The organism is Chitinophagales bacterium (assembly GCA_016787225.1).
GTDB lineage: Bacteria > Bacteroidota > Bacteroidia > Chitinophagales > JADJOU01 > CHPMRC01.
Genome location: JAEUUY010000014.1, coordinates 41608 through 54447, shown reverse-complemented (window position 1 = coordinate 54447; position 12840 = coordinate 41608). Strand labels below are relative to the sequence as shown.

13 protein-coding genes are annotated in these 12840 nt (G+C 35.7%); 2 read left to right on the top strand and 11 right to left on the bottom strand.

Features of this window, described 5'->3' with window-relative positions:
- The first annotated feature begins 25 nt into the window (after nt 1-25).
- Both JNL75_05040 and meaB read left to right on the top strand, forming a co-directional pair.
- The gene (locus JNL75_05040; protein ID MBL7789182.1) at nt 26-1378 is read left to right on the top strand and encodes a sulfatase-like hydrolase/transferase; all 1353 of its coding nucleotides are present in this window, start codon (nt 26-28) and stop codon (nt 1376-1378) included.
- A gap of 15 nt (nt 1379-1393) precedes the next feature.
- Nucleotides 1394-2341 (top strand): methylmalonyl Co-A mutase-associated GTPase MeaB, encoded by a 948-nt coding sequence (gene meaB / locus JNL75_05035; protein ID MBL7789181.1) that lies wholly within the window; start codon nt 1394-1396, stop codon nt 2339-2341.
- Here meaB and JNL75_05030 read toward each other — a convergent pair.
- From JNL75_05030 to JNL75_04980, 11 genes are all read right to left on the bottom strand, one after another.
- Nucleotides 2331-2927, bottom strand: a complete 597-nt coding sequence (locus tag JNL75_05030; GenBank protein ID MBL7789180.1) for a hypothetical protein — start codon at nt 2925-2927, stop codon at nt 2331-2333. The genes meaB and JNL75_05030 overlap by 11 nt on opposite strands.
- A gap of 22 nt (nt 2928-2949) precedes the next feature.
- Nucleotides 2950-4110, bottom strand: a complete 1161-nt coding sequence (locus JNL75_05025) for a beta-lactamase family protein (protein ID MBL7789179.1) — start codon at nt 4108-4110, stop codon at nt 2950-2952.
- Between the two features lie 5 nt (nt 4111-4115).
- The gene (locus JNL75_05020; protein MBL7789178.1) at nt 4116-4601 is read right to left on the bottom strand and encodes a hypothetical protein; all 486 of its coding nucleotides are present in this window, start codon (nt 4599-4601) and stop codon (nt 4116-4118) included.
- A gap of 5 nt (nt 4602-4606) precedes the next feature.
- A complete protein-coding gene (locus tag JNL75_05015) occupies nt 4607-5236 on the bottom strand; it encodes a nucleotidyl transferase AbiEii/AbiGii toxin family protein (GenBank protein ID MBL7789177.1) in 630 nt (209 codons plus the stop codon).
- Nucleotides 5191-5502 carry a hypothetical protein gene (locus JNL75_05010; GenBank protein MBL7789176.1) on the bottom strand — a complete coding sequence of 104 codons (312 nt, stop codon included), beginning with the start codon at nt 5500-5502 and terminating at the stop codon, nt 5191-5193. The genes JNL75_05015 and JNL75_05010 overlap by 46 nt, the downstream gene beginning before the upstream one ends.
- 72 nt (nt 5503-5574) lie before the next feature.
- Nucleotides 5575-7116 carry a bacillithiol biosynthesis cysteine-adding enzyme BshC gene (gene bshC, locus JNL75_05005; protein ID MBL7789175.1) on the bottom strand — a complete coding sequence of 514 codons (1542 nt, stop codon included), beginning with the start codon at nt 7114-7116 and terminating at the stop codon, nt 5575-5577.
- 5 nt (nt 7117-7121) lie between these two features.
- Nucleotides 7122-8429 (bottom strand): 30S ribosomal protein S12 methylthiotransferase RimO, encoded by a 1308-nt coding sequence (rimO, locus tag JNL75_05000; protein MBL7789174.1) that lies wholly within the window; start codon nt 8427-8429, stop codon nt 7122-7124.
- 36 nt (nt 8430-8465) lie between these two features.
- The gene (locus JNL75_04995) at nt 8466-9668 is read right to left on the bottom strand and encodes a SufS family cysteine desulfurase (protein ID MBL7789173.1); all 1203 of its coding nucleotides are present in this window, start codon (nt 9666-9668) and stop codon (nt 8466-8468) included.
- Between the two features lie 5 nt (nt 9669-9673).
- Nucleotides 9674-10366 carry a septal ring lytic transglycosylase RlpA family protein gene (locus tag JNL75_04990; GenBank protein MBL7789172.1) on the bottom strand — a complete coding sequence of 231 codons (693 nt, stop codon included), beginning with the start codon at nt 10364-10366 and terminating at the stop codon, nt 9674-9676.
- Between the two features lie 531 nt (nt 10367-10897).
- The gene (locus JNL75_04985; GenBank protein ID MBL7789171.1) at nt 10898-11350 is read right to left on the bottom strand and encodes a DUF2147 domain-containing protein; all 453 of its coding nucleotides are present in this window, start codon (nt 11348-11350) and stop codon (nt 10898-10900) included.
- Between the two features lie 9 nt (nt 11351-11359).
- Entirely contained in the window at nt 11360-12802 is a 1443-nt protein-coding gene (locus JNL75_04980; protein ID MBL7789170.1) for a glyceraldehyde-3-phosphate dehydrogenase, read from the bottom strand.
- Nucleotides 12803-12840 lie beyond the last annotated feature (38 nt).

The window sequence follows — 12840 nt, the reverse complement described above, 5'->3', positions numbered from 1 at the left end:
TTACATTTGCGGAGAATTTTATCCATTGAATAAGCCGAAACACATATTTCTCATAGTAGCTGATAGCCTACGAAAAGACTCTGTTTATCAAAATGGGGTGGACATGCCTTATGTAGAAAATAACAGTATTCAGTTCACCCAAGCTCGTTCTTCGGCCTGCTGGACGCTGCCTGCTACCTCTTGTATGTTTACCGGCCTCAATGTACATGAACATAGAGCCGATACGCATACGCGTAGATTGAGAAGCGATATTCCTACTTTGGCAGAAAAAATGAAGGAAAAAGGCTATAAAACTATCCAAGTCACTGCCAATCCCGTAACGACGGATATTTTCGGATTAGATAGAGGATTTGATGAAGTTCACAAAGTGTGGAAGTTGGTGACACCCAAGCTCAAGAAAACGATGCGACTCTTACTCTCCATAGGAAAACCTAGAGTGAGGAAAATGTTATTCTCCAAAGATGTGATTAGCGATAAGCTAAGTGAAGATCTAGAAGTAGCTACTTGCTGGGGACAGAATACACATAGGAATAATTTTGAAAAAGTTCAGCAACTCATAGAAGAAAATGATGCCAAGAATCAGCCTTGTTTTTTCTTTATCAATTTAATGGAAACCCATTTCCCTTATCATATAGCAGATACCTTCGGGCTATCTGGCAAGGGGCTATGGGAAAAGGCTATGGAGACTATAACGCTCTTCAAAATAGTCAATCAGAATTTTTTAATCAATGATAAACCTGTTATCAATCAGAAGTATGCTGATTTAATTTATCAGCGTCAGATGACGAGTTATCAAATTATAAAAAATGATTTGAACCAGTTTATTCAAAACATACATCAAGATAAGGATAGCCTAGTTGTATTCTGTTCCGATCATGGAGACAATTTCGGCGAACAAGATTGGTATTATCATTTTTCTAACGTGAATGATGGGGGCAATAGAGTGCCATTATTTTGGTTGCCTCCCGGCGGTAGTGTAGCTAAAACTATTGACCAACCTATTAGCAGTAGATTTATCTATCATAGTCTAATGGAAGCTATAGGTGAAGAACAGACTACGACACTATTTAAAAATGAGGAGTTTAGTTTCCCTATGACTCAGAGTTTCTGGTATAAGCATAGAGGCGTAACGAGAGATAAGTACCGCTATAATCAATTTATGTTTATAGACAATAATATGCGGTATGTCAAGCGAAATACCGACTGGATGAGCGCTCCTATTACGGGCAATAATTATCACAACGAACCATTCTTTGAGACCATGAATGCCTCTACGAATCCAATTCTAGAACTGGTAAAGGACAGCGAGAAGCGCAACTACCTCTTGGAAAAAGAAAAAGAATTCGATGTTTTCTCCAGTGAGATTCGAATACAATAAGCCATAATTCCATTTATGCAAAGCTTAGAAGACGGCATACTGAATGGAAATATTGCAGCCCTAGCGCGCATGATTACCTATAATGAGAGCACCAAGCTAGAAGACAACATTATTGCCGATGATTTTATCGCCAAAAATCAACATAAACTCAATGATTCTTTAGTACTGAGCATTAGTGGCATACCGGGCGTAGGAAAAAGTAGCTTTATCGAAGTGTTCGGTTCATATCTCCATAGCCTAGGCCTCAAGATAGCAGTATTTTCTATTGACCCAAGCAGTGAGGTGACACAAGGAAGTATTCTAGGAGATAAAACTCGTATGAACGAACTAAGCAGCCTCGACAATGTTTTTATTCGCCCTTCGCCGAGTTCGAATAGGCTTGGAGGACTGGGGATAAATACGCATAAGAATATTGAGTTAGCTAAAATAGCAGGCTATGATATTATTCTAGTGGAGACTGTAGGCGTGGGTCAATCAGAGACCATCGTTAAAAATTTATGTGATGCTTTTATCCTTCTTCTCATGCCCGCTTCGGGAGATGAACTACAGGGAATCAAAAAAGGAATCATGGAGGTAGCCGATTTTTATATTATTCACAAGGCCGATGGCGAACTAGAGCAGGTAGCAAAAAAATCGAGAAAGGAAATCGAAACAGCGGTGCATATGCTGAAAACAGATGCTAATTTAGCAAACTGTATTTATACTTTTTCTTCTATATTGAAACAAGGTATAGATATCATTTGGAATTCAATTTCTGACTTTTTAGAACATAAAAGAAAGAGCGGAGATTTTATAACGACTAGAACTAATCAACGGAAACATTGGCTGAGAGAGACCTATTACGATTTATTTTATCGATATCATAGTGAAAAGATGAATAGGGACATAGAGAGCCTTCAAGGCGAACTAGAATCTGGAAAATATATAACTCTCGCAGAAATAGAAAGTAAACTTAGGCCCTAAGGGAGTATTTCTTATATGATAACCCCATATTTTCAAGGTCTAGCCATTGAATAGCTATACTCAAGGTATGCCATTCTGCACTATCCGTATGATTAAAAGCTTGAATGAGTGTGATGCTAATATTCTTCTCAGCTAGATCTAATTCTATTTTTTTTCGTGAGGAATTTCTAAGATTTACCAGATGAAATTTTTCAACTTCATCCGCCAACCTACTTAAAACATTTTCTTTTTCAAACCATATGGTCAAATCTTTTTTACTAATTATATGAACAGTCTCTGGATTGAAATATGCTAGATAATCAGCAGCTGAATTCTCCATCCAGCCTTTGGTATGAGGATATTTGCTGTAGAGTTCTATCAGTAAATCACCATAATCCTTTTGCCTAAACTTCTCGGAAATATAAATCGTTTTATCATCTATTTCCAAGCTCACATCGATATCTTTTCGCTGATAGTCTAGGTCTAATTCACTATTGGAGTCAAACCTATTTATCACACATGCAGGATACTTAGATTTATAGAATTGATCCGCAGCGGGTTGCCATGATTTTTCATAATTGCTGGAGGAAGGGTAGTGATGAGGCATGAGAAAAATATATTGTACACTATCAATTCTTCGCTGTATTGATGTATTTGAGTAAAGCAAAATTTAAAGCATCAAAGTTGTTCTTTGTGAGAATGTGATTGACATTGCTGAGAATTACTATCGCTTTTCTTGAATCTAGGTCTATAGAGAGCGAGGAAGTGTAATTAATAGTAGAGCCGTTATGAAATAAGACTTTGTGATTTAGTTTGGATTTGAGAATAAACCAACCTAAACCTACACTTTCTTTTTCTGAATTGATAAGGGTAGGTGTTTGTGTGAGTTGCATTACTCTATTATTGCTGTCCAACTGTGCTAGAATAAATTGAGACATATCTTCTACATTAGATACGATGCCCCCAGCAGGGTTAAAGGCTTTCAACTCCCATATGGTAGCTAGGCTCCCATCGATGTCATAAGACGGAATTACCTTTTCTTTATGTTTAGGTTCGTAGAAAAAGGTATTATTCATCTGATACTTCGAGAAAATATACTGCGAGCACAAAGACTCGAAAGATTGCTTTTTAAAGTATCCCATTGAATTGCCTAACACAGCTACACCTAAATTCGAATAACTATGTTTTTTATTTAGGGATGCATCCTGTTCAATATTATTTTTAAGATAAGAATCAAGCCATTTTGTATCGTACTTTACATAGGGGTTATCGGCATCACTTAAGCTTGCTATTAGGTTTTCATTTGGTAAACTAGGCAGTCCAGAGGTATGATTTGAAAGCTCTTTCCATGTTAGCTTTAAGTTTTTATTCAGATGAAATCCTATATAGTCGTCAATGGAATTATCTAAATTAATTTCTTTATTCACAACCAATTCGGCTAAAATCGTAGAAGTGAAAACTTTAGAAATAGAGCCTATTTGATAACAGTACCGTGAATTACTAATTGTGCTAAAAGTATCATTCTTTCTTTCTACGCCATAGTAATACACATGGCCATTATCAATTATTGCGATGGATAAACTGGTTTGATTTTTCATCATTTTATTGCCATACTTTGACAAGGTATCAATCATACTTTGGTCGAAATATTCTGTTGACTTCAATTGATTAATGGCAGGTTTAATATCTAGCAATGGCTTAAGATAAAAAAAATAAAAGATGAAACCTGCAATAGCTGCAAGGACAATAAACGCTATACATACTATTCCAAAAATTTTTAATTTGCTCATAAATCTTACTTTGTTAGAACTTGTCTATTTTTTATAATATCCCGAATGATAGCCAAATGATGCTTGGTATGTATCACTAAGCATTTTAAAACCTCGTCTTTCTTCAAAGGACCAAAGTATGGATGAAGGATAAAACTTTTCTCGGGCAAATTATTCCAGTTTTCTAGTTTGGAACCTAGATTTTGAATAAGCAATTGAATAGTTTCTATGTTGGGCTCAGATTTTGGGAGGGATATTCTAGGGGCTTTTGCCTTACCTCTAGGAAATCTATTTAGTGTAAAGGCTATGATTTTCCCTAGGTTAAATTTCCACTTATATTCATTAGGATTACTTAGTTCTAAGCCATAGATCATTTTCTCGATGACAATGAGTGAGTGTTCCATATGCCAGCCTATAGAGGCTTGAGATATTGAAGGATTAACTTCTTCGTAGTCTTGGAGGTAGTTCTGCAATAAATTGATTTGGCTAGTAAGTTCAGATAGCTTTGACATTAATTTTATTTTAAATAATCATTTACTTTTTGAGAGATATCACGTTTTATCTGTTGCCAGGTATGACCTTGGAGACAGATAGGGTTTTCACTACTATCAGCGTCGTCAAAATAGGTTAATGCAGTTGGAATCCCTATGGCGAGAATTTGTCCTTTATACTTTTGCTTATGCCAATTAATGATGTCCTCTAAAGAATAATGCTTTAGCAATTCAGCTAAATCCCAAAAATCTTTTTTCTTTCCACGTCCTAAAATAGCTTGAATTTTCATTGCGGCGATATCTTGATTGTTATAAAATTTTATATTGTCTATAATTTCTATAGGTGCTATCCTCTCATGCGGAAACCCTACAATATCAATTTTAACTTTATCAATATAGCAGAATATCCCAAAATGCTCGTTTGAACTTGGTTCATATTCAAATTTGTCACCAAAAACCTCTTTTAGAACTTTTATTATATCAGCGTTTACAAACTTATCATTCGAAAAGAAATCTAAATCAATGGATATTCTATGACCGAATTTTAAGGATAAAGCTGTACCTTCTACCAAAGAAAAATTATGAAAAATGTCTATCTCATTAATTTGCTTTAATATGGAAAAAGTGTTGGGTTCGACTGTCTCAAGATGTAACATCTAAATAATTCTAAAGGTTTTTCAAAAATGGCACTAATCAAATAGTTTCTATGCAGAGGTATAAATTTTGCTGTTAACAAAATATCTATAACCTTTTCTTCACCATAGTATCTTCTGCAATTTCTAATATCCTGCACATCTCCTCGCTCAAAAACGCGTTCTATAATAAAGCGAGCGCGCAATTCATAATCGAGCTGGGTATAGTCCACATCCCAGAATATCCTTGGATTGTCGTATGGTTTGTCGGGTTTCTCATGTTTCTCCATAATGTAAAGATACTAATCTTTTTTCATAATTACAGAAGGTTCTATTTTTGGAAAATACTTCGAAACGCACTCCTACAATACATCTAATTTCCATTCCCATTTGAGAGGATCTGCATTTTGTATCATATTGTCTATCCACCGACTTCCGTAACGTAGGTAATAGGTAGAAAAATTTTCCTTTCGCTCGGTTAGGTAGTTGGCTTCAAAAACCTTGTTTTTGATTTTTTCCAAAGAATTGATTAGGTCTTCAGCTTTTTTCTTTTCTGCTTTTAGAGCTTTGGAATAAAGAAGTTCTATCGACTTCTGGAGTTTAATCACCTCTGCCTGATAGCTGCCAACAAGAGACTTATCTATTGGGATTAACTTGTTTTCCAACTCTTTAAATTTCTCTAGAATTGCTATTTCAATATTTTTAAAATCTGATTCTAAATTTGAATTTTGTAAGGCAATTTTCTTTTTCAATTCATCTATGGAGAGAAAAAAGTCCATTAATTCTAATTTGTTTTCTGTCCATTTATCAATAGATTTTTTCTCTAATGGTGAGAATATGTCACGAAGAATGAGAGCAGGAAAGTTGATTTTTGCAGATTCAAAAATTGGTTTGATTTGCAGCCAATAGCTGACCTCAGCTCCGCCTCCAATATTCGCTATAGAAGGCAATACAGACTGCTGCATGAGCGGTCGTAGAATGACATTAGGACTAAAATTTTCCGGATGAGACTTCAAGTTTTCAATTAATGTATCATCTACTCTATCGATACGGATACGTTCACCATTTTTATATTCAAAGAGATTGATGTTTCTTGGCTCTGCCTGAACGCTATATTCTTTTCGTAAGAATTCTAGTTGTGATTTAAGTGTATGGCTTGCAAAATTTTCTTTCAGTTCTTTTTCAAAAATCGGCACCATAGCTTCTTTTACCTCTTTATGATTGAGATCTAGAACGATTAGTCCATATTTTCCAAATATTTTTTTCAAGATTAAGCCCGTGCTATATGCTACACTATTGTTTAATATATAGGAAGAAGTATAAATTTCTTTCAACTCGTTAGCATAGGGAAAATTTCCAAAGGCACTGATCCATTCATTTAATAATCGAAGAAAGCTCTCGTCAATTTTCATGGAGCCTACAGCCCCTTTCTGTTGTGTCAGCCATTCATATTTTTTGCCAAACAAGTACGTGTGTAGCAATTCTTCTTTATCATGGTCTTCACTACCAATTACGAATATAGGAACTACTTTTCTAACCTTTAACTCGCTATTTATTTTATTGGCTAAGGAAATAGTTGAAACAGCTTTAGTGATAGTGTACAGAGGTCCAAGAAACAAATTGGGCTGATGCGCAGTAGTTATGGCATATCCATTGTCTTTTAATAGATCTAAGCTATTTTTTTCTTCGTCAGACGGAATATAGTTTTCGTTATAGTTTTTATCAATTATTACTTTCAGAAGCTCTCTATGGGAATAGTTTTCTTCTTTGGATACCAAAGCGTCTTTCAAGCCTTGGAGAGAAGGCTTGAAAGAATACAATCTTTCTGTTTTTATATTTTCATGGAGATAGTCCTTGACTAGATCAGAAAAAAAAGAAAGGTCTTTTATGGAGAGCGAGTGCATAAATTTTAAATCAATTCTCCTTCTAAATCAAATTCTGTTGCCGATACTATTTTCACATACACGAAGTCTCCTAATCTTAAATGTTTATCAGTTTTAACAACGATTTCGTTATCTACTTCTGGGGAATCAAATTCTGTGCGCCCGATGTATGCACCTCCTTCAAATTTATCGATGATGACTTTGAATGTTCTTCCTATCTTGCTTTGATTGAGTTCGTAGCTGATTTCGCTCTGAGTGCTCATTAGAACCTGCTGTCTTCTATTTTTTTCTTCTTCTGATATACCATCTTCATATTTATAAGCTCCCGTATTTTCTTCATGAGAATAGGTAAACACTCCTAATCTATCAAATTTCATTTCGTGGATAAAATCGACGAGCTCCTGAAATTCTGTTTCTGTTTCGGTAGGAAAGCCAGTGAGCAAGGTCGTTCTAATGGCTATGCCAGGGACTGTTTCTCTGATTTTGTTTATTAAATCGGTCGTATATTGTTTGGAGGTGTTTCGTTTCATATCGGCTAATACTTTATCCGATATATGCTGAATAGGAATATCTAAATATTTACAAACCTTAGGATTTTCACGTATTTCATCTAAAACTTCAAATGGAAACTGGGCTGGATAGGCATAGTGCAGGCGTATCCATTCAATACCATCTACTTGACTCAAAGCCTGAATCAACTCTACCAAGGCTTTTCTCTTATAAATATCTAAGCCATAATAAGTGAGCTCTTGGGCAATGAGAATTATTTCTTTCACTCCCTTTTTAGCCAGATTTTTAGTTTCTTCTACAAGAGATTCTATCGTGCGTGATTTATGAAGGCCTCTCATCAAAGGGATCGCGCAAAATGTACATTTTCGATTGCATCCTTCAGAAATTTTCAAATACGCATAATGGGTATCTAGTGAAAGCACTCGCTCACCAATGAGTTCCTTTTTATAATCAACTTCAAATCTATTTAATAAAAGTGGAAGCTCCATGGTGCCGAAGTAGGCATCTACTTCCTTGATTTCTTCTTCTAGATTATCTTTATAGCGCTGAGATAGACAGCCAGTAACATAAAGCTTTTCTATCCAACCTTTATTCTTAGCTTCAGCGAATTGCAGAATAGTATTTATACTTTCCTCTTTCGCTTTATCAATAAATCCACAGGTATTGATAATAACGGTATCAAAATCTTCTTTTTTGCTTTCGTGTACGACATCGATACCACCATGAGTTAATTGTCCCATGAGCACTTCACTATCGACTGTATTTTTGGAGCAGCCAAGGGTTATAATATTGACTTTGCTTTTTTTCTTTGCTTTGGTTTGCACGGAGATTATTTAAACTGCAAAACTAATTGACTGCAATTAAACCAACTTAACTATTGATTTTAATGCCGAAATAAAGTTAGATAGTTCTTCTTCTGAGTTATAAAAGGCCAAGGAAGCCCTGCATGTCCCTTCAATGCCTAGCTTGCGCATCAATGGTTGACAGCAGTGGTGACCTGTGCGAATAGCTATACTTTTTGCATCGAGCAATTGTCCTATATCGTATGGATGAGCTCCTTCTACATTGAAAGATACTACAGCGGTAGAGTTTTCTTTAGGTGTGTAAATCTTTATACGATCTATTTTTTCAATTTCTGCTAATAAAAATCGATGCAGTGCATTTTCTTGCTTTTGGACATATTCAAATCCTAAGTCTAGGATAAATTGAACAGCAGCTCCTAATCCAATGACATCGGCTACATTAGGCGTGCCAGCTTCGAATTTATATGGTAGTTCGTTGAAAGTAACTTTATCGAGATATACTTCTTTTATCATTTCTCCGCCATATAAGTAAGGATTCATTTCTTGTAATAGCTTATCTCGACCCCAGAAAACTCCTATACCCATTGGGCCATATAGTTTATGCGATGAAAATGAAAGGAAATCAATGTCTAGTTTTTCTACATTGATGGGGAAATGCTGTATGGCTTGAGCGCAATCCAAATGAACTAGTGCCGATTTACTTTTTGCATTTCCAATAATTTGGCTTATGGGATGTATTGTCCCTATAGCATTCGAAATGTAAGCTATAGAAACTAGCTTGGTTTTATCATTGATTATAGAGTCTAGATTTGTTAAATCTAGCGCACAATCTGGTCCCATCGGTAGATAATTTATCCCGAAACCTATCTCTTGTTGTAAGGCTAACCAAGGAACAAGATTCGCATGATGTTCCATTTCGGACAGGACAATGTTATCATGTTTCGTGAGAAACTTACGACCCCAGGCATTCATTAATAAATTGATAGATTGTGTTGTTCCTGAGGTAAATATGACTTCTTTTGATTGCGCTCCTATAAAACTCGCCATCAAATCGCGAACATTTTCATATTTTTCAGTAGCTATATTGGCTAGGTAGTGAGCACCTCTATGAATATTACTGTTGTAGGATTTATAGTAGTCTGAAATGCTATCAATTACTGCTAGCGGTTTTTGGGTGCTGGCAGCGTTATCTAAATAGATTAAAGGCTTGTTGTTGACTGATGTATTTAGAATCGGGAACTGATTCCTGATGGAGTCCATATTTTTTATTCTTCTATGACAAACGCTTGTTTGTCCAAAGAAGTTCCCGCAGTATCGGTAACAATAGGCTTCGTTAAATCTATAGACTTTAATTCTTCTAAATCTTCCACCTTCTCCGTTGGCTTTGATTCTTGCTTGCTATGTGAGGTCATTTGCAAGGTTTCTGATAAATAAGTGTAAAGTTTATCATAAGTATCATTATCATTAGACTTTACATAAGCAAATTGGTTATCTACATAGATTCTATCCATTTGCTTTGTATTACCTAGACTAGAGAATTGCTTGTTTACAATTTCTATAGAGACATTAGCAACCCCACTTTTAGTGAGACCAAGTTCGTAAGCTCCTCTTAAGGATAGATCTACAATTCTATTTTTGACATAAGGGCCTCTGTCATTCACCCTGACTATTATGGACTCATTAGTTTCCAGATTTGTCACTTTTAGCTTGGTCCCAAATGGAAGCGACTTATGAGCGCAGGTAAATTCGTTCGAAGTGAATATCTCTCCATTTGCTGTTTTTCTGCCTATAAACTGACCTGCATAATAGCTCGCTTTGCCATACTGATAAACTTCAGGTAGTCCACTATCTGCATTGTCTCTCGTTTTAAATGATAGAGCCTGAATAGAAAATAGAACTAGGATTATAAGTCCTAATCTTTTTAAAGCTCCTACTGTTTGATTGTTTCTAATTATCATAAGCTAGACTTTTAAGTTTCTGATGGAATGAACTTCATGTCCATTTCAAAAATTATATAGTTTTACTTTGCGATTATTGCGCTGCAAATTTACGGCGAATTCCACCATTGCCTCTAGCTTAGGACTTTTCTAATTGTTGATAATCAAATGATTTTAAAATTTGTTAAAAGGGTAGAATTCTATGGAATTTCGACCTAAAACGACTTGAAAATTGCCATAATTCGAAACGAAAACAACTCAAATAAGCCTAAAACGATTTCCACATTCTAACTCTAGTAAGAAAAATCAACTTAAATATTAGACATGTTTAACAGTTTTAAGGTGTTTTAAGGTCGTTTTCGACATAAAAAAAGAGGCCAAATGACCTCTTTAATCCCAAATTAATCATTAGAAGCCACTGCGTGGCGAACTATATGATTTAGTTGGGTTTATCCCGATTTAGAATTTGTTTCAATCCCGTGCGTACGGGATTGCAAAATATTGAAATACAAATTCTTAATCGATTCTGCATTTTCAAATACGGAATTTGGGTTAATCACTTATTTTGGTCGCTACTTCTGTTCTTCCTATCCATGGAATCAGAATATAACCACGTATGTGGGCTGTTTTTCTATCTGGCTGGAGAGTCAGAAGGCATCTATATTCCTTGCCAGATATAGGGTCGTAAATATACCCTCTAAATACACCCTTACCTTCATGTACAAAATTGAATAATAAATTTATACCAGTAACCCTCCTGCTTCTGAGCTTGGGATTGGGATTATTTTTGTCTAGTAAAATTCTTCCCTGTTCTTGATCATCTTCATACATCCATACTATCTTGCCATTATAAATCTTCTTAGTAGGATCGTAGCTAACTTTGACTTTTTGTTTTTTATTTTCTGAAAGCCAAGTTCCTAGTACATCAGGCATATACGCTTCCTGTGCCCATAGACCACCAGCATATATGATGAATAAACTAGTAAAAAATAATCTCCAATTCAATTATAAGAATTAATAGTAAGTTAGTCTTAAAACATTCGATATGTACTTAGCCAATCGGATCACCTGCCAAGTATAACCATATTCATTGTCGTACCATGCATAAATAGTCACACCTTTTTTATCTTCGCTAAGTAGGGTGGCATTGCTATCATACTCTAGGGCATGCGTATTACCGATAACATCTGTCGAAACTAGTTCCTTTGATGTGGAATAATCTATTTGCTCGATTAAATCTCCATAGAATGCAGCTTTACGAACAGTCTCATTCACTTCTTCGATACTTGTCTCTTTTTCCAATCTTAGATGAAGTATAGCCAATGACACATTAGGAATAGGCACTCTCACAGAGTTTGCTGTCAATTTGCCTTTGAGATATGGAAGCGCTTTTACAGCGGCTTTTGCAGCACCTGTCTCGGTGATAACCATATTCATCGGAGCCGATCTACCTCTTCTATCTGCTTTGTGAAAATTATCTACGAGGTTTTGATCATTGGTAAAAGCATGAACAGTCTCGATATGTCCAGTCGATATTCCGAAATTTTCATAAATCACTTTTAGCACAGGCACTACCGCATTGGTCGTACATGAGGCAGCACTGAATATCTGCAATTTATCAGGGTCAAAATCCTTGTGATTGACACCATATACGATATTAGGCAAGTCGCCTTTAGCTGGAGCGGTCAACAATACTTTTGATACTCCTTTTGACTTAAGATGCTGTGATAATTTTTCCTCATCGCGAAATGCACCCGTACTATCTATCAATAGTGCATCTTGAATGCCATATTCTGTATAGTCAATATTCGCTGGATCTGAGGAGGTGATAACTTTTATTCGCTGGCCATTGACGATAAGCATACCTTCCTCTACGTCGTAGGCTACAGTACCTTTCATTTCACCGTGAATACTATCTTTCTTTAATAAATAAGCTCTCTTTTCTATCTCCTCGGCATTTTTCATTCGAATCACGATAGCCTTTAGTCTCAACTGACTGCCTGGTTCCTCGGCTAGTATTCTAGCTACTAATCGGCCTATACGACCAAATCCATATAGGATAACGTCTTTAGGCTCTATTTGTCTCTTATCCCCGCCGATATTTCCAGCTAGTTTAGATTTTGTAAACTCTTCTACAGAGCCAAAATTTCCCTTTTCCTGATTCCATTCATTACATAGTCTGAATAAATCAATACGCGAAGGCGCAATATCGAGTTTTTCAATAGCTTTAGCTATTTGCAGCGTATCCGATACGGATACTGGCTCACCTAGCATGACCGTGGCTCTTTCATGTAGATTAATAATTTCTGTTATATTTCTATCTGACAGTTTACGTCTCAATAAGACCAAGTCCGTTTTCTTGTCTATTTCCAGCTTTGCACAAATATTGCTTAGCTCGATAGCCTCTCTTTTCAGGTGTATCCATTGATTGAAGTTCGCATCAAATTGTTGGCTCATTTTTTTTATTTTATAGGGGTAAAATTAGATTAAAAACT